The organism is Mycobacterium sp. NPDC048908, from assembly GCF_043197955.1.
Taxonomy (GTDB): Bacteria; Actinomycetota; Actinomycetes; order Mycobacteriales; family Mycobacteriaceae; genus Mycobacterium.
In genome coordinates this window covers 299720-322049 of record NZ_JBICUE010000006.1, presented here as the reverse complement: position 1 = coordinate 322049, position 22330 = coordinate 299720, and the positions used below count along the sequence as shown (strand labels likewise).

At 65.3% G+C, this 22330-nt stretch carries 21 protein-coding genes; 9 read left to right on the top strand and 12 right to left on the bottom strand.

Annotated elements, in window-relative coordinates; genetic code table 11:
- The first annotated feature begins 27 nt into the window (after positions 1-27).
- Positions 28-285, top strand: a complete 258-nt coding sequence (locus ACGFK1_RS18600; protein ID WP_393432107.1) for a hypothetical protein — start codon at positions 28-30, stop codon at positions 283-285.
- Here the strand turns inward: ACGFK1_RS18600 and ACGFK1_RS18595 are convergent, their stop codons facing one another.
- The 3 genes from ACGFK1_RS18595 to pdhA all read right to left on the bottom strand — a co-directional run bounded on the left by ACGFK1_RS18595 (position 286) and on the right by pdhA (position 3642).
- Entirely contained in the window at positions 286-1491 is a 1206-nt protein-coding gene (locus ACGFK1_RS18595) for a dihydrolipoamide acetyltransferase family protein (protein WP_393432104.1), read from the bottom strand. It abuts the gene before it with no gap.
- Complete coding sequence (locus ACGFK1_RS18590) at positions 1488-2486, bottom strand: alpha-ketoacid dehydrogenase subunit beta (RefSeq protein WP_393432380.1); 999 nt, start codon at positions 2484-2486, stop codon at positions 1488-1490. The genes ACGFK1_RS18595 and ACGFK1_RS18590 overlap by 4 nt, the downstream gene beginning before the upstream one ends.
- Positions 2487-2550: 64 nt before the next feature.
- Positions 2551-3642 (bottom strand): pyruvate dehydrogenase (acetyl-transferring) E1 component subunit alpha, encoded by a 1092-nt coding sequence (pdhA, locus tag ACGFK1_RS18585; protein WP_393432101.1) that lies wholly within the window; start codon positions 3640-3642, stop codon positions 2551-2553.
- 525 nt (positions 3643-4167) lie between these two features.
- Here pdhA and fucP point away from each other — a divergent pair.
- From fucP to glgC, 5 genes are all read left to right on the top strand, one after another.
- The gene (fucP, locus tag ACGFK1_RS18580) at positions 4168-5493 is read left to right on the top strand and encodes an L-fucose:H+ symporter permease (protein ID WP_393432098.1); all 1326 of its coding nucleotides are present in this window, start codon (positions 4168-4170) and stop codon (positions 5491-5493) included.
- Positions 5490-6764, top strand: a complete 1275-nt coding sequence (locus tag ACGFK1_RS18575) for an ABC transporter substrate-binding protein (RefSeq protein WP_393432095.1) — start codon at positions 5490-5492, stop codon at positions 6762-6764. Before fucP ends, ACGFK1_RS18575 begins: the two co-directional genes overlap by 4 nt.
- 36 nt (positions 6765-6800) lie before the next feature.
- Positions 6801-7112, top strand: coding sequence for a putative quinol monooxygenase (locus ACGFK1_RS18570; protein ID WP_393432092.1), 312 nt, complete (start codon positions 6801-6803; stop codon positions 7110-7112).
- A gap of 96 nt (positions 7113-7208) precedes the next feature.
- Positions 7209-8699, top strand: a complete 1491-nt coding sequence (locus ACGFK1_RS18565) for a mannitol dehydrogenase family protein (protein WP_393432090.1) — start codon at positions 7209-7211, stop codon at positions 8697-8699.
- A gap of 39 nt (positions 8700-8738) precedes the next feature.
- Positions 8739-9977 carry a glucose-1-phosphate adenylyltransferase gene (glgC, locus tag ACGFK1_RS18560; protein WP_393432087.1) on the top strand — a complete coding sequence of 413 codons (1239 nt, stop codon included), beginning with the start codon at positions 8739-8741 and terminating at the stop codon, positions 9975-9977.
- Positions 9978-10189: 212 nt separating this feature from the next.
- Here glgC and ACGFK1_RS18555 read toward each other — a convergent pair whose 3' ends face one another.
- The 5 genes from ACGFK1_RS18555 to ACGFK1_RS18535 are packed head-to-tail and all read right to left on the bottom strand — an operon-like array spanning position 10190 to position 16247.
- On the bottom strand, positions 10190-11008 hold the full coding sequence (locus ACGFK1_RS18555; protein ID WP_393432084.1) for an HpcH/HpaI aldolase/citrate lyase family protein: 819 nt from the start codon (positions 11006-11008) through the stop codon (positions 10190-10192).
- Positions 11008-11523 carry a MaoC family dehydratase gene (locus ACGFK1_RS18550; protein ID WP_393432081.1) on the bottom strand — a complete coding sequence of 172 codons (516 nt, stop codon included), beginning with the start codon at positions 11521-11523 and terminating at the stop codon, positions 11008-11010. The genes ACGFK1_RS18555 and ACGFK1_RS18550 overlap by 1 nt, the downstream gene beginning before the upstream one ends.
- Complete coding sequence (locus ACGFK1_RS18545) at positions 11520-12680, bottom strand: acyl-CoA dehydrogenase family protein (RefSeq protein WP_393432077.1); 1161 nt, start codon at positions 12678-12680, stop codon at positions 11520-11522. Before ACGFK1_RS18545 ends, ACGFK1_RS18550 begins: the two co-directional genes overlap by 4 nt.
- Complete coding sequence (locus ACGFK1_RS18540) at positions 12673-14691, bottom strand: acetyl/propionyl/methylcrotonyl-CoA carboxylase subunit alpha (RefSeq protein WP_393432074.1); 2019 nt, start codon at positions 14689-14691, stop codon at positions 12673-12675. The genes ACGFK1_RS18545 and ACGFK1_RS18540 overlap by 8 nt, the downstream gene beginning before the upstream one ends.
- A 2-nt stretch (positions 14692-14693) precedes the next feature.
- Positions 14694-16247, bottom strand: a complete 1554-nt coding sequence (locus ACGFK1_RS18535) for a carboxyl transferase domain-containing protein (RefSeq protein ID WP_393432071.1) — start codon at positions 16245-16247, stop codon at positions 14694-14696.
- Positions 16248-16335: 88 nt separating this feature from the next.
- Here ACGFK1_RS18535 and ACGFK1_RS18530 point away from each other — a divergent pair, with 88 nt between their 5' ends.
- On the top strand, positions 16336-16959 hold the full coding sequence (locus tag ACGFK1_RS18530) for a TetR/AcrR family transcriptional regulator (RefSeq protein WP_393432068.1): 624 nt from the start codon (positions 16336-16338) through the stop codon (positions 16957-16959).
- Here ACGFK1_RS18530 and ACGFK1_RS18525 read toward each other — a convergent pair.
- The 3 genes from ACGFK1_RS18525 to ACGFK1_RS18515 all read right to left on the bottom strand — a co-directional run bounded on the left by ACGFK1_RS18525 (position 16956) and on the right by ACGFK1_RS18515 (position 19332).
- Positions 16956-17111 (bottom strand): DUF6131 family protein, encoded by a 156-nt coding sequence (locus ACGFK1_RS18525; protein WP_101946508.1) that lies wholly within the window; start codon positions 17109-17111, stop codon positions 16956-16958. The genes ACGFK1_RS18530 and ACGFK1_RS18525 overlap by 4 nt on opposite strands.
- A 40-nt stretch (positions 17112-17151) precedes the next feature.
- On the bottom strand, positions 17152-17373 hold the full coding sequence (locus tag ACGFK1_RS18520) for a hypothetical protein (RefSeq protein WP_197518613.1): 222 nt from the start codon (positions 17371-17373) through the stop codon (positions 17152-17154).
- An 84-nt stretch (positions 17374-17457) separates the two neighbouring features.
- Positions 17458-19332, bottom strand: a complete 1875-nt coding sequence (locus ACGFK1_RS18515; RefSeq protein ID WP_393432065.1) for an alpha/beta hydrolase family protein — start codon at positions 19330-19332, stop codon at positions 17458-17460.
- Between the two features lie 119 nt (positions 19333-19451).
- On the opposite strand from ACGFK1_RS18515, the gene ACGFK1_RS18510 reads away from it, so the two are divergent.
- Positions 19452-20198, top strand: a complete 747-nt coding sequence (locus ACGFK1_RS18510) for an MmpS family transport accessory protein (protein ID WP_393432062.1) — start codon at positions 19452-19454, stop codon at positions 20196-20198.
- Here the strand turns inward: ACGFK1_RS18510 and ACGFK1_RS18505 are convergent.
- Positions 20195-21442, bottom strand: a complete 1248-nt coding sequence (locus tag ACGFK1_RS18505; RefSeq protein WP_393432059.1) for an MFS transporter — start codon at positions 21440-21442, stop codon at positions 20195-20197. The genes ACGFK1_RS18510 and ACGFK1_RS18505 overlap by 4 nt on opposite strands.
- Positions 21443-21466: 24 nt before the next feature.
- Between ACGFK1_RS18505 and cmrA the strand changes: the two genes are divergently transcribed.
- Positions 21467-22273, top strand: a complete 807-nt coding sequence (gene cmrA / locus ACGFK1_RS18500) for a mycolate reductase (RefSeq protein WP_393432056.1) — start codon at positions 21467-21469, stop codon at positions 22271-22273.
- Positions 22274-22330: the final 57 nt, after the last annotated feature.

Sequence of the window (22330 nt, the reverse complement as noted above, 5' to 3'; positions counted from 1 at the left end):
GGGCCGGGTCAGCAAAAGGAGCTCGAGATGAAAAAGCTGGCAGCAGCGGTGTGCGCCGCGATGGGGATGGCAGTGATGCCGGTGGTCATCGCCCCGGTTGCCGACGCCGATGTGTGCGCGGCCGGGGGCGGACGTCATTTCTCGGTCGGCGGGTGCACCAACATCGCGGGTGACGCCGCGGCAGTGGCCATCGCCTCGCAGCATGTGCCGTACGTCCCCGGGGAGATGCCGTGCTACACGGCCGAGGGTGTGCCCTACTACACCCCTCCTGGCGCCCCCTGCTGATCAGAGGTCCAACAGCGCCAATTCCGGCGCCTCGATGAGGTCGCGAAGTTCGGTCAAGAACGCCGCGACCTGGGCCCCGTCGGCGATCCGATGGTCGAATGCACATGTCAGAGACATCGTCGGACGCGCAACCACCTCGTCGTCGACCACGACCGGGCGCGGCTTCAGTGAGCCGATGCCCAGGATGGCGGCCTCGGGGTAATTGATCACCGGAACACCGTCGTCCAACCCCAACGCCCCGAAGTTCGACACGGTAAACGTGGAGCCTTGTAGCTCCGACGGCTTCAGCGTGCCTGCACGTGCGTCGCGGATCAGCCGCGCGACCACCGTCGCCAGTTCGCGTGTCGTTTTCTCGTGTGCGTCGGTGACGACGGGCACCAGCAGTCCACGCGGCGCGGCCACCCCGAACCCCAGATGCACCGCCGAATGCACGTGGATCTGCGGGCCGTCGGTGGTCTCCAGCCAGGTCGCGTTCAGCTGCGGGTGGTGGCCGAGCGCGATCGTCAGCAGCCGCAACGTCAGCACGAACGGCGTGATCGGGCACCCGTCATCGGACACGATGTCGCGCAGGCGGTCGCGCATCCGGATCAAGTTGGTGCAATCGACCGCAACGCCAGCATGCGCGTCTGGTATCTGGCTTCGCGACAGGGTCATTCGATGCGCCATCTCGGCCTGGACGCCCCGCACCGCGACCATCTCCGGTGTCGGCGCCGACCTGCCCGCCGCGGCCAGCACATCCTCGCGAGTGATCACCCCGTCTGGACCGGTGCCCGTGACACCCGACAGGTCGACGTTCAGTTCGGCGGCCAACTTGCGAACCGGCGGCTTGGCACGCGGACGCTGACCGACCGATCCACGCCTGCTGGTGTCCATCTGTTCGTCGGCGCCATAGCCGACCAGAACCGGTTTGCGCACAGTGCCGTTGGCGCTCGGCGGCGCCGCGGCGGGCTCTTCCTCGGCCGCCGACACCGCAATGCGCACCAGCACAGAACCGACGGCCAACGTATCGCCCTCGCCACCCCCCAATTCCACCACCCGGCCCGCAAACGGGCTGGGAATCTCGACCTCGGCCTTGTTCGTCTCCACCGTGCACAACGTCTGGTTCAGTTCGACGTCATCGCCGACCGCGACACTCCAACCGGTGATGGTCGCGTCTTCGAGGCCCTCGCCCAAGTCCGGCACGAGGAACTCCTTGACCCCGCTCACGGCTGACCCATCGCACGCTCGACGCAATCCAGCAGGCGGTCGGGCCCGGGTAACCAGAGCTTCTCCAGCCGCGCGGGCGGGTACGGCGTATCAAACCCGGTGGCGCGCAATACCGGTGCCTCCAAGTGGTAGAACAGCTCCTCCTGCATCCTGGCCGCCAACTCGGCACCGAAGCCCAGTGTGCGCGGACCCTCGTGCATCACCACCGCGCGACCGGTCTTGCGGACGGAGTCGGCGACAGTGTCGAAGTCCAACGGGTTCAGCGACCGCAGGTCGACCACCTCGAGGCTCCAGCCGTTCTGTTCTGCGAGGTCGGCAGCGCTGAGCGCCGTCGCGACCAGCGACCCGTACGTCACCACGGTGACGTCCGCGCCGACACGACGCACCGCCGCCCTGCCGAACGGCAAAGTGGGCGCATGGGTGTCGACGGCCTCCCTGGTCCAGTAGCGGCGCTTCGGCTCCAGATAGATGACGGGGTCGCGGCTGGCGATCGATTGCCGCAGCAGCCAATAGGCGTCCGATGGTGTCGACGGCACGACGACCTTGAGGCCCGCAGTGTGCAGCCAGTAGGTTTCGGTGGACTCCGAGTGATGCTCCACCGCACCGATGCCGCCGAACGACGGAATGCGGATGGTCACCGGCATGTCGACGTCGCCGCGTGTGCGCATGCGGTACTTCGCAAGATGACTGACCATCTGATCGAATGCGGGAGCGGCGAAGCCGTCGAATTGAATCTCCGGAACCGGCACCAAACCGCGGATCGCCAGCCCGATCGCGATACCGACGATCCCGGACTCCGCCAGCGGGGTGTCGAAACACCTTTGCGCCCCGAATGTTTCGGTGAGTCCCTCGGTGACCCGGAAGACGCCACCCAAAGTGGCGACGTCCTCGCCGAACACCAGCACTCGGTCGTCGGCCGCCATCGCATCGTGCAGGGCGCGGTTGACCGCCTGCGCCATCGTCAGAGTGGCTGCCGTCGGAACGGCGGTGAGCATCGGTCCCCGCGGTTCTGGTACGTCGTCACCGTGCATCGGGGGTCGTTCGATGATCTGCGTCACGTCAGGCCTCCTTCGCCAACTCGGCCAGCAGTTCCTGCCGCTGGCGCGCCAGATCCGGGGTGATGTCGTGGTAGACCGTGTCGAACATTTCGCTGACATCGAAATCGTCGGCGCCGACCACAGATTCGCGTAATTCGGTTCGCAACCGCTTCGACTTGGCCGCGACGCGCTCCTCCATCCGCTCGGTCCACACGCCAGTGGCTCGCAAGTATGTCCGGTAGCGCGCAATCGGGTCCAACGCCGCCCACTGGTCGACTTCGTGCTGCGACCGGTAGCGCGTCGGATCGTCGGATGTGGTGTGCGGACCCATGCGGTAGGTGACCGCCTCAATCAGCGTCGGGCCGCCTCCTTCACGGGCGCGCTTGGCCGCCTCCGCGACCACCGCGTAGCACGCAAGGACGTCGTTACCGTCAACGCGGACGCCCGGCATCCCGTAGCCGATGGCCCTGTGCGCGATCGACGGCGCCGCCATCTGACGGCTCACGGGTACCGAAATCGCCCACTGATTGTTCTGGATGAAGAACACACACGGCGCACCGAAGACCGCCGCGAAGTTCAGCGCCTCGTGCGCGTCGCCTTCGCTGGTGGCTCCGTCGCCGAGGAACGCGAGCGTGACCGAATCCTCGCCGATCCGCTGGGCGCCCATCGCGGCGCCCACCGCGTGCAACCCGTGGGTACCGATGGGTATCGCGATCGGTGCCACGCACTTCTCGGTGAAGCCAAGGCCGCCGTGCCATTTGCCCCGCCACACGGCACCCATCTGGGCCGGCGTGATGCCGCGCAACAGAAATGCACCGATCTCACGGTATTGCGGGAACAGCCAGTCGGTTTTGCGCAGGCAAGCTGTGGCACCGATTTGGGCTGCCTCCTGGCCGCGGCACGACGCGAACAGCGCCAGTTCGCCCTGGCGTTGCAGGTTGATGAATTCGCCGTCCAGGTCGCGGGTGACGACCATCAGCTCGTAGAGCCAGCTCAGCGTTTCGGGTGGGAGATCGCGGCTGTAACGATCGTCGGCTGTCGGTGTCCCGTCGGGATCCACCAGCCGGATCGGGGAGAGATCGACTCTCTCCGCGTCCGCAGACACTTCGGCCATACCGCCTCCTTCAGGTCCCAGTCGCGGCATGTTTCGCCGTTAGACCATGCGGTGCTCAGCGCGGAGGCGGTCAGAGCAAAATCCCTGGTAAGGGGCTGTCCCACTAGCTACCGGGGTGTGGAGCTAGCCGGACGATGCGCTCTGCTCGCCGCAGCACTGGGGCAACCTCCATTATGCCGTTGCCGTTGAGTGTGTGTTTTCTGACACGCTCATGCGGCGTGCCCTTCCAGGGGACCTTGGCCTGCTCCGCAGACACGCGCACGGCCACCTGCGCGGCATCCGTGCAGACGCGCTGCATGAGGCGCTCAAGGTAGCCACGCTGTCCGCGGCGCTGACCGTCGCAGCGCGCGCCGCGCTGGCCAGACGGGCCACTGCGCGGGCGGCCAATCGGCTCACGGGGACTGAACGAACCGCATCATCCTGCTCGCGCAACCATTCCCACCGGAGCACGACCTGAGTAGCGTGATTTAGATCACAGGTCTGGGGGGATCTGAACGGCTCTCGATGACGAGGGGGACGCCGAATATGACGACCACTGAGCACGCCGATCAACCCGCCGAATTGCCGGCCACCACGGCGAAACCAGCCTTGGTCTATCCGAAGATGTGGGTGCTGTTCGGCGTCCTCATCTGCTGTTTTACCGCGTGGGGGGTGGCGGCAGACCTCACCACTCCAATGGTCGCGGGCTTCAAGCGCATCTTCGATATGAGCACGTTCCAGGCCTCGCTGGTTCAGTTGGCGTACTTCGGCGCGTACTTCTTGCTAGCAATTCCGGCCGCATTCATCAATCAGCGGTTCGGATACAAGGCCGGTCTTCTGACGGGCCTTCTGCTTGCCGCGATCGGCGCGTTTGCGTTCTATCCGGCGAGCAAGCTCATGACGTACGAAGCGTTCCTGGTCGCGCTGTTCGCCATCGCCGCGGGCTGCTCGATACTTGAGACTTCTGCCAACCCCTACGTCCTTTCGCTGGGGCCGGAAAAAACCGCGACGCGGCGGCTCAACTTCGCGCAAGCCTTCAACCCTGTGGGCACAAACATCGGTGTCCTGCTGGCCGCCACCCTTATCCTGCCCAAATTGGACGAGCCGGTGAATATGGCGAATCTGTCGCCTGCGGAGGTACGGACGATCCGCGCTGGTGAACTCGGCGCGGTGATGGGCCCCTATCTCGGTCTTGGATTTGTATTGATTGCCATAGCGTTTGTTTTTGCATTCCAGAAGTCCCCGAAAATCGTCGAAGAATACCCGTCGGGCGACCTGGAAGGAAAATCACCATTGAAGATTCTGGTGTCGAATAAGCGCTATGTGTTCGGCGTAATAGCGCAATTCTTCAACGTCGCGGCCCAGGTCTGCACATGGACATACCTCATCCAGTACTCACAACAGGCGCTGGGTGGATCGCTGCAGTTGGGCGGATTCCTGCTACAGGTGAGCCTGATCGTGTTCCTTATCTCGCGATTCATCATGACCTGGGTGATCGGGCGGATTCGCGCGACGGCTGTTCTCTCAGTTCTCGGGGCACTCGCGGTATTACTCTGCATTTTTGCGATGTTCTCTCCCAACGTGGCCGGCGTGGTGGCTCTCGTCGCAGTGTCCTTCTGCTTATCGCTCATGTTTCCGACGATCTACGGGGTGGCTCTCAAGGGACTGGGACCCGCGACAAAATTCGGCGCCGCGGGCCTGGTGATGGCAATCGTGGGTGGGGCGATCATGCCTTTGGTCCAGGGCCGACTGCTCGACGCGACGAGTCCCGCGATCTCGTTCGTGGTACCTGCTTTCTGCTTCGCAGTCGTGACTAGCTTTGCTCTCTTCGATCTGAAGGCGGAACCGAACCCGGTTGGAGAACGCGCATGAAACGCTACTGGATCCTTGCCCTGGCATTGGTCGTCGCGGCATGCGGCGGTGGCGGACAAGCGGCCAACTTCAAAGATGCAACTGACCGACTCGAGGTTGTTTCGTGGTGGGTGTCGCCGTCCGAGCATCCGGCTTTCGAGGTATTGCTGAACGCCGTCAAGTCAGCCAATCCAAAAGTGAATGTGATCGATGGTGCAATCGCCGGTGGTGGTGGGAGCAATGTGCAGGTCGCGCTGGCCGCACGGCTGCGGGCTGGTGATCCGCCCGATGTGTGGCAGACATTCCTGGGCAGTTCGCTTCGCGCTTGGGTCGACGCCGGCCGGATCGCAGACGTGTCCGCCGTGTACGAACGCACGGGCCTGGACCACACCATGCCAGCGACATTGCTCGACGCGGCCACCTATCGTGTCAAGGCCTGGGGCGTGCCCACCGGATCACACCGCGGCAATAACCTTTGGTTCAACCTGCGCGTGCTGCGTGACGTCGGCATCGCTGTTCCGGCCGCCGGCTACACCTCGGAAAATTTCGCCAGTGACCTGGCCAAAGTAGCGGCAACCGGACGAACACCGTTGTGCTTGGGCGGTAAAGATCGCTTCACTGCCACAGAGCTTTTCGAGAACACTCTGCTCGGCGTCATCGGCCGTGATGGCTGGGCCAAGATTCGTGACGACTCATTCGACTGGACGGGTCCTCAGCTCAAAGACGCGCTGACCCGATTCGGCGACGTCGTGTCCCGCGCCGATCCAAGTGCCGGTGCCCTGACGTGGGATCAAGCGGCGAAGAAGTTGGCGTCCGGCGATTGCGCATTCCTGTCGATGAACGATTCCGTTTATGGGGAGCTCGTTGCGAACGGCGCCGCCGAGGGCAAGGACTTCGGATACGTGCCCTATCCCGGGACTGCGGGCGCCTATCTGGCGATTGTGGATACCTTCGTCGTGTCGGCTCAGGCCAAAGACGGGCTAAATGCCATCAAGTTCCTCGAGACGATCGCTGATCCCAAGACGTCGCTCGCTTTCAACAAGGTGAAAGGCTCAGTACCGATACGAAACGACGTCGATGTGTCCTCGCTGCCCGCCTATCAGCGTCAGGCGTCCGAGGCGTTGTGGCACGACAAAATTCTGTTATCGATGACGCACGGCGAGCTCATGCCATCCGCCTTCCAGCAGGCGCTCTATGACGCGGTGGCGGCATTCGTGCAAAGTAAGAATTCGAAGTCGTTCATCGACACGCTGCAAAATTCCATCGCCGTCCCCATTCCGGGGGGACGATGACGTCCCTTGACGGTCCGCCAGCGGAAGGAATGACTCATGAGCGACCAGGTTAGTCAGGACAAACCGCTGTTCCTGGTTGTCACCATCAAGCCTCGGCTCGACCGGCTCAACGAAGCGGAGGCGCAGCTGCAGTCGATGCGGCAAAACACCCTCAATGAGCCGGGGTGCGTGTTCATGCACCTCGTCCAGCCCCAGGACGATCGAGACACGTGGGTGATGCTCGAGATGTTCCGTTCGCGTGCCGCATGGGACGAGCACATGCGCCAGCCCTACAACACCGAGGGCAACAAGATTCTCGAAGGTCTCCTCCGCGAGCCGTCCGACCTCCGCCTGCTCGACGAGAAGTAGGAAACCGCGAAGCGAACGACCGCGTTTCCGCGGCGACGATCTCGAGCCGATGACGGAATCGGACCCGCGTAGTCAGCTTGTCAAGGAGAGTCGAGCATGACCGAACTCAACGCCAGTACGCTCTCGCAGTTGCCGCCCAAGGTGGCGGCGCCGCCCTACGACCGCAGCCGGCTCAAGCGCGGCATCGCGCATTTCGGCGTTGGCAATTTCCATCGCGCGCATCAGGCCTTCTACATCGACCGCTGTCTCGCCCTGCCTGGCCAGGAGGACTGGGGCATTGTCGGCATCGGCCTGGGCGGCGGCGAGCGGGGCCGGCAGAAGGCCGCGCAGTACCTCACCCAGGATTGCCTGTACTCGCTCACCATCGCGCCGCCAAAAAGCGAACCCGACGTGCGCGTGATCGGCGCCCTGGTCGACTACCTACTCGGGCCGGATCAGCCGGACGAAGTGCTCGCCCTGTTGACCAGCCCAGACCTGCGCATCGTTTCGCTGACCATCACCGAGGGCGGCTATCACGTCGATCCGCAGTCGGACGCTTTCGTCGCCGACCACCCGGACGTGGCCCACGACCTCGCCGGCAACGGCCCGCCGCGCACGGTCTTCGGCTTCGTCACCGAAGCCTTGGCGCGGCGACGCGTGGCCGGCATCAAGCCGTTCACGATCGTGTCGTGCGACAACCTACGACACAACGGCGAAGTGGCGCGGGCTGCCTTCGTCGGCTTTGCCAGCGCGCGCGACCCAGAACTCGGCGCCTGGATCGATGCCAGCGTCGCCTTTCCCAACTCGCTGGTTGACCGCATCACGCCGTCGGTGTCGGCGGAAGACGCCGCGCGTCTCAACGCGGCCAGCGGCCTGCACGACCGAATCCCGCTAGTGGCCGAGGACTTCACCCAATGGGTAATCGAGGACCGCTTCATCGACGGTCGCCCCACGCTCGAAAAAGTGGGCGTGCAACTCAGCGACGAAGTGAAGCTTTGGGAGCAGGTGAAGGTGCGTGTGCTCAACGCCAGCCACCTCACCCTGGCTTACCCGGCCCTGCTGCTGGGCTACCACGAGGTGGCCGAGGCTATGCGCGACCCGCAGGTGCCGGTGCTGCTGGAACGCTTCCTCGACAAGATCGTGCTGCCGCTGCTCGAGGAGCCGCGGGACGTGGACCTCGTCGACTACAAGAACACCGTGCTCGAACGCTTCTCCAACGAGGCGATGCACGACCAGCTGACGCGGATCGCCTCGGACAGCGCGTCCAAGGTGCCCGTGTATTTCACCACCACGCTCAAGGAGATGCTTGCGGACGGCATCGACCACCGCATACCCGCCTTTACCATTGCCGCCTGGAGCCGCGTGCTACAGGGCCGGGACGACAGCGGCAATGCCTTCGAGACATCCGAGCCGCGCCTCGACGATGAAGCGCGTCGGCACCTAATATCGGGCGATCCGTCCGAAGCGCTGCGGATCGAGCCGCTGCTAGCGAGCGGTGTCGTGGAGCACGCGGACTTCGTCGTCAGCTTCGAGGGCTATCGCACGGCTCTGGCCGAGCACGGCGCAAGAGCGACGCTGCAGGAGATGCTGGACGCCACGGCAAGCTGACAGCGCCAATTGAAGCGTCGAAACAGAAGGAGACGTCAAATGGCCGATCCAAAGGTGCTCGGCATCGTGCTCGCAGGTGGTGAGGGCAAGCGCCTCTCACCATTGACCCTTGACCGGGCTAAGCCAGCCGTTCCGTTCGGCGGGCTGTATCGATTGATCGATTTCGCGTTGTCTAACCTGGTCAACGCCGGGGTGCTGCGTATCGCGGTGCTCACGCAGTACAAGAGCCACAGCCTGGACCGCCACATCACCACGACCTGGCGGATGAGCAGCCTGCTCGCCAACTACGTGACACCGGTGCCCGCCCAGCAGCGCCTTGGCCCGCAGTGGTACACCGGCTCCGCCGATGCGATCTACCAGTCACTGAACCTGATCAACGACGAGAAGCCGGATCTGGTCATCGTGTTCGGCGCCGACCACGTCTACCGCATGGACCCGAGGCAGATGATCGCGCAGCACCTCGACAGTGGCGCGGGCGCCACGGTGGCCGGCATTCCCGTGCCACGCAAGGAGGCCACCGCCTTCGGGGTGATCAAGACCGCCTCCGACGGGCTCCGGGTCGAGGCGTTCCTGGAGAAACCGCCCGACCCGCCGGGGCTGCCAGGTCGGCCCGACGAGACGTTCGCGTCGATGGGGAACTACCTGTTCTCCGCCGACGCTCTGGTCGAGGCCCTGCGCAAGGACGCCGCCGACGAGTCCAGCAAGCACGACATGGGCGGCAACATCATGCCGATGATGGTGGACCGGGGCATGGCACAGGTCTACGACTTTCAGCGCAACGAGGTGCCCGGTGCCGACCCCGCCGACGCCGGCTATTGGCGGGACGTTGGAACGTTGGACTCCTACTACGACGCGCACATGGATCTGTGCGCTGTCGTGCCGTTGTTCAACTTGTACAACAGCGAGTGGCCGATTCTCACCCACATCCCGCCGCATCCACCGGCGAAGTTCGTGCACGAGGAAGGCGAACGGGTCGGCCATGCGGTCAACAGCGTGGTCGCCAACGGCGTCATTGTCTCTGGGGCGCTGGTCCGCGAGTCAGTACTGTCTCCCGGCGCACGGATAGAGGACTACGCCATCGTGGAACGCTCAGTGATCATGGACAACACCGTTGTCGCTGCCAACGCCGTGGTACGAAACGCAATCATCGACAAGGACGTGGTGGTACCCGAGGGGGCGCAGGTGGGGGTGGACAAGGATCACGACCGGGCGCGCGGATTCGTCGTCTCAGACGGCGGTGTAACTGTCGTCGGCAAGAGCCAGGAGGTGACCAAGTGAGCCTCTCCGCGCACGCCACCGCCGAGAGGCTGTCAATGATCCAGTTTCGTTGGCGCTCAACGCCATCACTGCCGAGGGCGACCTGATCGACGGTCTGATGAACGCGCCGACGTTTCCTCCGAAAGCAGTACTAGGCGGAGTGCTGATTCACGCCGACCGACGTCGCCCAAACCGCCAAACTCCGCGGGACGACCCGCATGTCCGGATGGCTGCTAGCCACGATCGTGCCGCGCGGACGCGACGATCCGCTCCGCCCGCCGAAGCACGGGGGCGTCGACCATCAGGCCGTCGAACTGGAACACGCCCCGTTCGCTGGCGGCGGCGGCGAGCACTGCCCGCGCCCACTCGACCTGCTCCGGTGTCGGCGCATAGCCGGCGCGGATGACGGCGACTTGCGACGGATGGATGGCGACCTTGGCGTCGAAACCGACCGCCACCGCATCGTCGACCTCTCTGCCGAGGCCCTCGAGGTCCTTGATGTCCAGATACACCGAATCGAGCGCCATCCGCCCGTATGCCTTGGCGGCGAGCAGGGTCTGCGACCGGACGTGCCGGGCCACCTCGCGGTAGCTGCCGTCCGGATACCGGTTGGCGGTGCCGCCCAGCACCGCGAACAGGTCTTCTGCCCCCCACATCAACGCCAGTGAGTTGTCCATCCGCGCCAGTTCGTTGACGGCAAGCGCGCCGAGCGGCGTCTCGATCAGCACCACTACGTCCAGCGGCGCAAGATCCCGAACCTGCTGCGGCTCTTCGGTTTTCGCCAGCATCACGGTGGTGTATGCCGTGCGGGCCAGCGCCTCCAGGTCGAGTTGATGGTCGGCGGTCCCGCTCGGGTTCACTCGCACCACGGTGCGCTGCGGGTCGAGCGGCTTCTCGACAAGCGCCTCGCGGGCCGCTTGCCTGTCCTTGGCCGCGACCCCGTCCTCGAGGTCGAGAATCACCACATCGGCTGCCGCCGCGGCCTTTTCGAATCGCTCGGGGCGATCGGCCGGGCAGAACAACCATGCCGTACCAGGTTGCGTTAGCGCCACTATGCAGCTCCCTCGGGACGCTTGCGCACCATGGTCTTTCGCGATGCGGTCGCGACCACGTCGCCGTGCTGGTTGCGGCCAGTGTGGGCGAACGTCACGATGCCTTCGCCCGGCCGGCTCTTCGATTCCCGTTTGTCGGTCACCTCGGTTTCGGCGTACAACGTGTCCCCGTGGAAGAGCGGCTTGGGGAACGCGACCTCGCCGAAGCCGAGGTTGCCGACGATCGTGCCCTGCGTCAGTTGGGCCACCGACAGCCCGACCAGTGTCGAGAGCGTGAACATCGAATTGACCAGCCGCTGGTTGAACGGCGGCAACGCATCGGAGAACGCGGCGTCAAGGTGCAGCGCCTGGGTGTTCATCGTGAGCGTGGTGAACAGCACGTTGTCGGCTTCGGTGATGGTGCGTCCTGGGCGGTGCTGGTACAGCACGCCGGTCTCGAACTCCTCGAACCACAGCCCGCGCTGAACGACTATTTTCCTGTCGCTCACATCCGCTGAATCGTTCGCTCCGCTCACAGGCCGGCCTCCCGCGCGATCAGCATCAACTGCACTTCCGTTGTCCCCTCGCCGATCTCGAGGATCTTGCTGTCGCGATAGTGCCGCGCGACGGCGTATTCGTTCATGAAACCGTACCCGCCGAAGACCTGAGTGGCATCGCGGGCATTGTCCATCGCGGCCTCGCTGGCGACCAGCTTGGCGACCGCCGCGGCCTTCTTGAACGGCTTGCCCGCCAGCATCAGCGCCGCCGCGTCGTAATAGGCCGCACGCGCGGCGTGCGCGCGTGCCTCCATGCGAGCGATCTTGAATGCGACGGCCTGGTAGCTGCCGATCGCGGCACCGAACGCCTCACGCTCCTTGGCGTATTTCACGCATTCGTCGACGCATCCTTGCGCCGCACCGACGGAAAGCGCCGCGATGGCGATCCGGCCTTCGTCGAGGATTCGCAGGAAGTTGGCATACCCGCGACCCCGCTCACCGAGCAGGTTCTCCGCGGGCACCCGGACGTCGTCGAAGGACAGCGGGTGGGTGTCAGACGCGTTCCAGCCGACTTTGTTGTATGCGGGTTCCGCGGTGAATCCCGCGATGGGCACAGGCACCAATATGGACGAGATCTCTTTCTTGCCGCCGGTCTCTCCAGTCACTGCGGTGACGGTCACCAGTTTGGTGATGTCGGTGCCCGAGTTGGTGATGAACTGCTTTGAGCCATTGATGATCCAGTGCCCGTCGTCCAGCTTGGCCGTGGTTCTGGTGGCACCCGCGTCGGTGCCGCCGCCGGGTTCGGTCAGCCCGAACGCACCGAGCGCCTTGCCGCTTGCCAGCAGCGGCAACCATTCCTGCTTCTGTTGTTCGTTGCCGAAGCGGTACACCGGCATGGCGCCCAGCGACACGCCTGCTTCCAGCGTGATGGCCACGCTCTGGTCGACCTTGCCGAGCTCTTCGAGCGCCAAGCACAGGGCGAAGTAGTCGCCGCCCATACCGCCGTACTCCTCTGGGAAGGGCAAACCGAACAGGCCCATGTCGGCCATCCCGGACACCACTTCGTACGGAAAGGAATGTTCCTCATCGTGTTTGGCGGCGACGGGCGCGACGACGCTCTGAGCGAAGTCGCGCACAGTCTTGGCGAGCTGCTCATAGTGATCGGGCAGCATCCCGGTGGCCAGAAAATCAGTCATGGACTTCTTCTTTCGTACTTGCATCTGCTGAATCGCCGGCTCGGCCGGCCGTGATCCTGGCGAGCGGCTGGCCCACCTTGACCTGGTCGCCAGCGGCGACGAGAAGTTCGACCGCGCCGTCGATCGGGGCGGACAGGGCGTGTTCCATCTTCATGGCCTCGACGGTGACAACGACAGTGCCCGCTGCCACCTCTTGACCGTCCTCGACGCCAACGGCGACAACGGATCCGGGCATCGGGCTGGTCAGCTCGGCGTCGCCGCTGTGTTCCTCGTCGGGCCGCACGGGCGCTTCCCGCACTTCTTCGACCATCGCGGTGCCTCCGCCGCCGGCCAGCCAGATCTGCCCATCGGTGGCCGCCACCAGATACTCCGTCCGCAGCCCGTCCAACGTGACAGTCAACTGATCGGCATCCAGCGATGCTGTCAGCGAACGGGTTTCGCCGTCCTCGACTCGCGCAGTCGCGGCAGTGGGCGTACCGGTCAGATGCACATGGTCGGTCCGTTCACCGGCATGGAGTCGGAAGGTCGTCGGCCCCCGCTCCCCCATCCGCCAACCCGACGGCACCGCCCAGAGGTCACCGATCGAGGTGGGCCACAGGCGCAGCCAGTGGTAGGCGGCCGCGGCGATCAACGCGTCGTCACCGGGTTGCGTCGCAACGTAGTCGGGTGTTCGCCGGTCCAGCAGCCCGGTGTCCAGTCTGCCTGCGACGACATCGGAGTCGGCGAGCAAGAAGCGCAGGAAGTCGATGTTGGTGGTGATGCCCAGCACCGCGGTCTCCGACAGCGCGCGGTCGAGCACACGCAACGCCGCGGGCCGGTCTTCGGCGTGCGCGATGACCTTGGCCAGCATCGGGTCGTACTCGCTGCCGACGACGGTGCCTGCGGCGAGTCCGGAATCGACTCGCACGCCGGGACCAACGGGCTCGGCGAGGTCGAGCACCTCACCGCCGGTGGGCAGGAAGCCCCGCGCGGGATCCTCCGCGTACACCCGGGCCTCGATGGCGTGGCCGCGCATGGTGATGTCGTCCTGACCGATCGGCAGCTTCTCCCCCGCGGCGATGCGTACCTGTAGCTCGACGAGGTCGACACCGGTGACCATCTCGGTGACAGGATGTTCGACCTGAAGGCGTGTGTTCATTTCCATGAAGAAGAATTCGTCCGGCCGGTCGGCAGACACGATGAATTCGACAGTGCCCGCACCGGTGTAGTCGACGCTACGTGCGGTGTCGCAGGCGGCCGCGCCGATACGGGCCCGGGTCTGGGAGTCGAGCAGCGGCGACGGCGCCTCCTCGATCACCTTCTGATGACGCCGTTGCAGGCTGCATTCGCGTTCGCCGAAGTGCACGACGTTGCCGTAACCGTCGGCCAGTACCTGCACCTCGATGTGCCTGGGATTCAACACGAATCGCTCGATGAACAGGGTGTCGTCGCCGAACGCGGACGCCGCCTCCCTGCGCGCACTGGCCAGCGCCGCGGCTAGCTCCGACGCTTCGTGCACCACCCGCATGCCCTTGCCGCCACCCCCGGCGGACGGCTTGACCAACACGGGATAACCGACCTCGTCGGCTCCCGCGATCAGTTCGGCATCGGTGAGGCCGGGCCGGGACACGCCCGGCACCACCGGAACGCCGAATGCCGACACGGCCGCCTTGGCGGCGATCTTGTCGCCCATCGTCTGTATGGCGGCTGCCTGCGGCCCGATGAACACGATGCCCTCGGCCTGCAGCGCTGCGGCGAATTGTGCGTTCTCGGAGAGGAATCCGTAACCGGGGTGGACGGCCTGAGCGCCGGTGCGCTGCGCTGCCCGCACCACCGCGTCGATGTCCAAGTAGCTCTGCCGCGCCGGAGCGGGTCCGATACCCACGGCGACGTCGGCCTCGGCGACGTGGCGGGCGTTGGCGTCGGCGGCACTGAACACCGCGACCGAGCGGATTCCCATCGCACGCAGAGTGCGGATCACCCGGACCGCGATCTCACCGCGGTTGGCTACCAGAACCGTGTTGAAGTGCATCGTCACATCCTGAACACGCCGTAGGAAACCGCTTCGAGAGGCGCCTGCCCCACGACCGAAAGAGCCAGACCCAGAACGGTTCTGGTGTCCGCAGGGTCGATCACGCCGTCGTCCCACAGTCTGGCCGTCGAGTAGTAGGGGTTGCCCTGGTCTTCGTATTGCTGACGGATCGGCGCCTTGAACTTCTCTTCCTCTTCCGGTGTCATCTCGCCGCGTACCGTCGCGAGCACCGAGGCGGCCTGCTCACCACCCATCACCGAAATCCGGGCATTCGGCCACATCCACAGGAACCGAGGGGAATACGCGCGACCACACATCGAGTAATTACCCGCACCGTAGGAACCGCCGATCACCACGGTCAGCTTGGGCACCCTGGCGCAGGCCACCGCGGTCACCATCTTCGCGCCGTGCTTGGCGATACCGCCGGCCTCGTAGTCGCGGCCGACCATGAAGCCCGAGATGTTCTGCAAGAAAAGCAGCGGCGTGTTTCGCTTGTCGCAGAGTTCGATGAAATGCGCGCCCTTGAGCGCAGATTCGCTGAACAACACACCGTTGTTGGCGACGATGCCGACCGGGTAGCCGTGAATGCGGGCGAATCCGGTGACCAGTGTGGCGCCGTAGTCGGATTTGAATTCCGAGAACTCGCCACCGTCGACGATCCGCGTGATGACCTCGTGCACGTCGTAGGGCACCCTGGGGTCAACGGGCACGACGTCGTAGAGCTCGGTCTGGTCGGCGACGGCGTCAACCGTTGGCAATACGTCCCACGGCACGGGCGTTCGCGGTCCCAACGTCGCGACGATCCGACGAACGATCCGAAGCGCGTCGCGATCGTCGTGCGCCAAATGGTCTGTGACACCGGAGGTCTTGGAGTGCAGATCGCCCCCGCCGAGTTCTTCGGCCGTCACCACCTCGCCCGTCGCCGCCTTCACCAACGGCGGTCCGCCGAGGAAGATGGTGCCCTGATTGCGCACGATCACTGCTTCGTCGCTCATCGCGGGTACGTACGCCCCACCCGCGGTGCAGGACCCGAGCACCGCGGCGATCTGCGGGATCCCTTCGGCGGACAAGTTCGCCTGGTTGTAGAAGATGCGACCGAAGTGCTCACGGTCGGGAAACACCTCATCCTGACGCGGTAGAAACGCACCACCGGAATCGACGAGATAGATGCAGGGCAGCCGGTTCTGTCCGGCGATCTCCTGGGCGCGCAGATGCTTCTTGACGGTGATCGGGTAGTAGGTGCCGCCCTTCACCGTCGCGTCGTTGGCGACGATCATGCACTCCCGACCCGACACCCGGCCGATGCCTGCGATCATGCCGGCGCCAGGACATTCGTCGTCGTACATGCCGTCGGCCGCCAACGGCGCGAGTTCGAGGAACGGGCTGCCTGCGTCGAGTAGGCCGTCCACCCGGTCGCGCGGCAGAAGCTTGCCGCGACTGACGTGGCGATCGCGTGCCCGTTCGGGGCCGCCCAGTGCCGCCGTGGCCAACTTCGCACGCAACTGTTCGACCAGCGCGAGATGCTCGCCGCGGTGGCTGCCTTGCGGTGTCCTCATAAGACCCGTTCGTTTGAGTTAATGACGACTAACTTATGGTATGTTAGTCACGATTAACCGAGTTGTCCACCAGCGAGCCGGAGGTCGAATGGCTACGTCGACGTCCTCCCCGACGCGGCGCAGCCGGGCGAAATCCGACCGTCGTGGCCAGCTCATCGCCGCCGCCGAACGCCTGGTCGCCGAGCGCGGCTATCTCGCTGTGCGCCTGGAAGACATCGGGGCGGCCGTGGGTGTCAGCGGGCCCGCGATATACCGTCACTTTCCCAACAAGGAAGCGCTGCTGACTGAGCTTCTGGTCGGCATCAGCGCACGACTGCTGGCCGGCGCCACGAAAGTCGTCGGCGACGCCGATAGCGCCGCGGATGCATTGGACGGGCTCATTGATTTCCACTTGGACTTCGCGCTCGGAGAATCGGATCTGATCCGCATTCAGGACCGCGACCTCGGTCACCTTCCACCGGTGGCCAAGCGGCAGGTACGGAAGGCGCAGCGGCAATACGTCGAGATCTGGGTCGACGTGCTGCGGCAGTTGGATGGTTCGCTCAGCGAGGCGGATGCGCGGCTGATGGCGCATGCGGCTTTTGGGTTGTTGAACTCGACACCACACAGCGTGAAGCCCGGTGCCGCAAAAGCGGCCGAGGCCAGCTCGCGATCCGTCCTGCGGGCGATGACGGTCGCGGCGCTGACCTCGGCCGCTCGTTTACAGCGTTAGTACCAGACTCTCCTACCGCCGACCGGACGGCCGACGGATCCGAGGATCCAGAAGACGGCGCCGACAACGAGCAGCACCACACCGATGTACGTGAGAATCGATATGCCAAAGATCAGCCCGAGAATGAGCAGGATGGCTCCCAGGACAATCATGGTTACTCCATTTCGTCGCGAATTGTTAACCGCCAGTTGACTACTGGCTGGGTTCAGGAATGTTGCAGTTGGTTACCTTGGGATTGACACCCGCGTAATTAAGCGGACCTGCCACCACCGTGAGGGCGATGGACCCCGCTGTGGCGCAGTTGTTTTCAGAGTTCTTGAAGTAATCGCGTTGGTACGCCGCGACCACCCCGATCAGCAACCAGACGAGCACAATGACGCCGAGAATTCCGCCGCCTCGCATGTCTGCCTCCATCCGTGTACGGCGCCAGCGACTGACGCGCAGCGACGGTTTACCCGGCGGACAATTTGTCCAAACCTCAGGCCAGCTACGGTTTGATCACGAAATCGCGGCGGCAGCGAACGCTGTTGTGAGCCAGTTGGTCATCGCGCTGACCAGCACAGCGCGGTTCTCGCGGCGCACGATTTCGTGGCCGTCGTCGTCGAACGTCAGCAGTTCGACGGTGCGGCCCAATGCACGCAATGCGTCATACATTTGCTGCGATTCGGTGGGTGGCACATTAGTGTCGTTGAGCCCGTGCACGAGCAGCAGCGGCGCGGTGAGCGCGTCAGCGCGGAGCAACGGTGACAGATCGTCCAGCAGTTCCCGGTCGCTGATCGGGTGGCCGTATTTCGGGTGGGCGGCGGCGGCGATCCACGGCTCGGTGGTCCGATACCACGTGTTCAAATCGCTCATCCCGCAGATGCTGATTCCCGCCGCGAACAGTTGTGGATGAAACGTCAGCGCCGCCTGGGTCAAATAACCGCCATACGACCATCCGCAGCATGCGATGCGCTCCCGCGGCGCGACACCACGGTCGACTAGATAGCATGCCGCGTCGGCGACGTCGTCGATGGCCGCGAACCGCCGCTCCTTGTCGTCGGCGTGCATGAACGTGCGGCCGAATCCGCCGGAGCCCCTGACATTCGGAAGGAACACGGCGATCCCGGCTTCGAGCAGCGGGGGGAAGAACTCGTTGTAGCCGGGCCTGCCCTGCCCCTCTGGGCCGCCGTGCAAGAAAATCATCGCGCCAATCGAGTCGATCCCGTCGGGCGGGCGGAACAACCAGCCGGTGAACTCGAGCCCGTCGCGTGCGGTGATCCGCTCCAGCGAGGGATCAGCGGTGAGCGGCCCGCTGCTGGGCTCCCTGTCGACCGGCTCCCATTCGCGGGTCCGCGGATTGACAAGCTCGACCATCGGCGGCAGCGACGGACCTTCGACTGTCATGGCGAGCATCGAGCCGCCCGCGCTGATGCTCAACTCGCTGGCCACCATGCCGGGCAACGGAATTGGCTCATGCAGCGTGTTGTCAGCAAGCTCCAAGATTTGTAATTCGCTGGCGCCGTGAATATTCCACAGCATCGCCACAGTGGACAGATCATCGCTGACGGTGAACTCGTCGAGCTCGAATCCCGGCCGCTCGGCGACCACCTGATACGACACTCCGTCCGGCGTGGCCGTGACCTCGAGAAGCCGAGCGTGCTCGGTGCCGTTCTCACTGCGGATCAGCGCGCGGACATAACCCTCGGAGTCGTTGGGCCCGTGGCTCGCGGGCTGATACAACTGCGTCAGTTCACCCTCCAGACCCGCCCGCAACCGCCGCGGGCTGTGGTCGTCGAGGATGATGCCCGCGTCGCTGGTGGAGCCGGGATCGTATGGCAGTAAGGCGATTTCGGTCTGCCCACGCAACATGATCAGGTCGCGGTAACCCCGCGGACCCACCCGCACCAGCGCCGCCCCCGCCCACGCATCGACCAGCCTGCCGCCCGAGCGGCGATCGAGTATCGCCGTTGTGCCGTCGGACGGATCGATCAGACACGAGCTGCCGACCCCGTCCTCGCCGGTGAGAATGGCCGCGACCTTGGTGCCATCCCACGCGATCAGCTCCGCGGTGCCTTCCTGCGCGCCTGCAGGCCACTGGTCGATGCGCCGCGCGACGCGGTCGTCGGGATCAGTTGTGACGATCCAGATCTGGCTGCGCGTGGCCCCGTCAGGTGCGACCTCACACGCCAACCAGTGGCCGTCTGCAGAATGAAGGACGCGGGTGACGGCGCCCTCGACGGGCAGTTCGACGTCGCGCGACGAGCTGGCACGCCAGCCGCGAAGGAAGCGCTGGACGGCCCGGGGGAAGCCGCCGTCGTCCACCAGATGGGCGAACGCGGTCGCGTCCGGCGACATCGATGCGCCGTAGAGCCGACGGACGTGTACTCCCATTGGTTCGATTCTGCATGGTCGTAGGCCGCGCGACGGCACCGCGCCGTGAAGATCGAGGTGAGCGCCGGTCGGTGATCGACTGAGCGGCCGCACAGGTACCCTGCAGCCATGAGGTGGGTATGACCGATTCACCACGCCGCGACGGGCCCGAACCCTTCGGCAGCAGCTATCCCGGATACAGCGATCCGGCCTATGCCAGCCAGGCGCCCTACGGCCCCACCTACCAGGCGCCCGTGGGCCCGGCGCCGACTGAGCGGCTGTCCGGGTACCCGCCGTACGGCTATGACCCGTACGCGACCGGCCAGTATGGCGGGCAGTACCCGCCCGCCGGGCCGCCGCCAGAGCCCGACGGCCCGAAGTCGCCGCGCTGGCTGTGGATCGTGGCGGGCGTCGCGATCGTCACGGTGATCGGGCTGGTGATCGCCTTGGTGATCGTCAACAGCTCCAAGCAGGACACCGTGGTGGCCCCGCTGCCGTCTGTGCAGGAGCCGACTACCACCAGGCCGACGCCGACCACGACACCCCGCCCGACCATTCCGGTCTTCCCGCTGCCGACGCTGCCAAGCACTCCGTCGCCCACCAGCCCGTCGACTCCTGGCGCGACCGAAACCGTCGTCTACAACGTCTCGGGCGACGGTCGAGCCATCAACATCACCTACGTCGATACGGGCGGGGTGTTGCAGACCGAGTTCAACGTGATGCTGCCGTGGAGCAAGGAGGTCGAACTGGCAGACCCTGCCGAGAATTCGGCCAGTGTCAGCATCATCAATGTCGGGCGGGAAGTGAGCTGCTCGATCACGGTCAACGGGGTCCAGGTGCAGCAGCGCACGGGTGCGGGCCTGACGATCTGCACCGCAGCGGGCTAGGCAACTGACTGCCTGCGCGGCACCTGCACCCCAAGCATCGCAACGAAACCCGTTGCCAGTACCAGCATTAGACCCGCGATGCCTGCCCGGTCCGCCCCGAACACCGCGACGAAGGTCGAGAACATGAACGGCGCCATCGGCGCGACGGCGCGGCCGGTCATCATGTAGAGCCCGAATGCCACGCCCTCCTTGCCGTGGCTTGTCATGTGCAGCAGCAGGGTGCGGGCCGAAGCCTGCGTCGGCCCGATGAACAGGCACAGCAGCAGACCACACGCCCAGAACGCCGCGGCGCCCGAAAGGGCCATCAGTGCGCATCCGACGGCGATCATCGACGCCAGCGAGGCCAGGATGACGGTCTTCGAGCCGACGCGGTCGTCCAACAGCCCGCCAAGCACCGCGCCTATCGCGGCCACCACGTTGGCGGCGATGCCGAACAGCAGGACGTCGGCCTCGGAGACCTCGTAGACGTTGACGCCGAGCACTGCCCCGAATGTGAAGACGCCGGCCAAGCCGTCCCGGAACACCGCGCTGGCGAGCAGGTAGTACACGAAGTTCCGGTCGCGCCGCCATTCGGCGACCAGGTCGGCCCACAGCTTGCGGTACGCGCCGAGCAGCCCCGCTGCGGAACGAGGTGCCGGCGCGAGGTCAGTCGGCGGCGCCGCGATCAGCACGGGCAGCGCGAACACCGTCATCCATGCGGCGGTGAGCAGCATGGCCGCGGGCACGTTCTGAGTGCCGTGCGACATGAACCGCGCGTAGACGATCGCCAGCAGCAACATGCTGCCGAGATAGCCTGCTGCCCAACCGAATCCAGATACGCGGCCCGACGTTTGCGGCGTGGCGAGCTGGCGCAGCATCGCGTTGTAAGGCACGGTGGCAAGGTCATTGCACGCCGCGGTGAAGCCGAGCAACAGAAGACCAGCCAACAGGTAGCTGGAGTCGTCGCGGATCAGGCTCATCGATGATGTCAGCGCCACCACCATTGCGGTGAGCACACCGAGTGTCTGCCGGCGACGATGCGGCCCGTCCACCCAGACCCCGACGACCGGAGCGAGTACGGCGACCATGACACCGGAGACGAACAACGCCCAGCCGAGCAAGCTCGCCGGGCTGGTGTCGCCGGGCAGATCGTCGCCGACGGAGCGGGTCAGGTACACGGAGAACACGAAGGTCACGACGATCGCACCCACCCCGGTGGAACCGCAGTCCCACAACGCCCACGCGAGCACTCGCAACCGGCTCATGCACGTCAAGATATAGTCCGGCCCATGCCAGTACCCGGTCCCAGCGCGGACGCCCGTGCCGTCGTCACCGGCGCCTCGCAGAACATCGGCGAGGCGTTGGCCATCGAACTCGCCGCCCGCGGGCACCACCTGATCATCACCGCCCGCCGCGAGGATGTCCTGCGCGCGCTGGCGGACCGGATCACCGAGCAGTACAGCGTGACCGTCGAAGTGCGCCCGGTCGATCTGGCAGATCCCGAGCAGCGGACCAAACTGTGCGACGAACTCGCCTCGCGTGAGATCTCGATCCTGTGCGCCAACGCAGGCACCGCGACCTTCGGCCCGGTGGCGTCGCTGGACCCGGCCGGTGAGAAGGCCCAGGTGCAACTGAATGTGCTTGGCGTGCATGACCTTACGCTCGCGGTGCTGCCGGGCATGGTGTCGCGCGGCGCGGGCGGAATCCTGATCTCCGGTTCGGCGGCGGGCAATTCGCCGATCCCGAACAACGCCACCTATGCGGCCACCAAGGCATTCGCCAACACGTTCAGCGAATCGCTGCGCGGCGAGCTCAAGCATGCGGGCGTCCACGTCACGGTGCTGGCGCCGGGTCCCGTGCGCGAGACGCTGCCCGCCGAGACCGAGCAGTCGCTGGTGGAGAAGCTGATTCCCGACTTCCTGTGGATCTCGACGGAGTACACGGCCAGGCTGTCGCTGGACGGCTTGGAGCGCAACAAGATGCGGGTCGTACCGGGTGTGACGTCTAAGGCGATGTCGGTGGCGTCGGGGTACACCCCGCGCGCCATCGTGACGCCGATCGTCGGCGCGGTCTACAAGAAACTCGGCGGCGGCTAGGCCCCTTGCGCCGAAACGGTATTCCAGCAGCAAAAGTTCGAGTAGCGGCCTGCCGGA

Coding starts and splice junctions, on each gene's coding strand:
- fucP (WP_393432098.1), top strand. CDS start 4,168: ATGACGACCACTGAGCACGCCGATCAACCCGCCGAATTGCCGGCCACC.
- ACGFK1_RS18530 (WP_393432068.1), top strand. CDS start 16,336: ATGGCTACGTCGACGTCCTCCCCGACGCGGCGCAGCCGGGCGAAATCC.
- ACGFK1_RS18525 (WP_101946508.1), bottom strand. CDS start 17,111: ATGATTGTCCTGGGAGCCATCCTGCTCATTCTCGGGCTGATCTTTGGC.
- ACGFK1_RS18545 (WP_393432077.1), bottom strand. CDS start 12,680: ATGACTGATTTTCTGGCCACCGGGATGCTGCCCGATCACTATGAGCAG.
- ACGFK1_RS18505 (WP_393432059.1), bottom strand. CDS start 21,442: ATGAGCCGGTTGCGAGTGCTCGCGTGGGCGTTGTGGGACTGCGGTTCC.
- ACGFK1_RS18565 (WP_393432090.1), top strand. CDS start 7,209: ATGACCGAACTCAACGCCAGTACGCTCTCGCAGTTGCCGCCCAAGGTG.
- ACGFK1_RS18535 (WP_393432071.1), bottom strand. CDS start 16,247: ATGAGGACACCGCAAGGCAGCCACCGCGGCGAGCATCTCGCGCTGGTC.
- ACGFK1_RS18570 (WP_393432092.1), top strand. CDS start 6,801: ATGAGCGACCAGGTTAGTCAGGACAAACCGCTGTTCCTGGTTGTCACC.
- pdhA (WP_393432101.1), bottom strand. CDS start 3,642: ATGGCCGAAGTGTCTGCGGACGCGGAGAGAGTCGATCTCTCCCCGATC.
- ACGFK1_RS18510 (WP_393432062.1), top strand. CDS start 19,452: ATGACCGATTCACCACGCCGCGACGGGCCCGAACCCTTCGGCAGCAGC.
- ACGFK1_RS18540 (WP_393432074.1), bottom strand. CDS start 14,691: ATGCACTTCAACACGGTTCTGGTAGCCAACCGCGGTGAGATCGCGGTC.
- ACGFK1_RS18520 (WP_197518613.1), bottom strand. CDS start 17,373: ATGGAGGCAGACATGCGAGGCGGCGGAATTCTCGGCGTCATTGTGCTC.
- glgC (WP_393432087.1), top strand. CDS start 8,739: ATGGCCGATCCAAAGGTGCTCGGCATCGTGCTCGCAGGTGGTGAGGGC.
- cmrA (WP_393432056.1), top strand. CDS start 21,467: ATGCCAGTACCCGGTCCCAGCGCGGACGCCCGTGCCGTCGTCACCGGC.
- ACGFK1_RS18600 (WP_393432107.1), top strand. CDS start 28: ATGAAAAAGCTGGCAGCAGCGGTGTGCGCCGCGATGGGGATGGCAGTG.
- ACGFK1_RS18575 (WP_393432095.1), top strand. CDS start 5,490: ATGAAACGCTACTGGATCCTTGCCCTGGCATTGGTCGTCGCGGCATGC.
- ACGFK1_RS18590 (WP_393432380.1), bottom strand. CDS start 2,486: ATGCTCACCGCCGTTCCGACGGCAGCCACTCTGACGATGGCGCAGGCG.
- ACGFK1_RS18515 (WP_393432065.1), bottom strand. CDS start 19,332: ATGGGAGTACACGTCCGTCGGCTCTACGGCGCATCGATGTCGCCGGAC.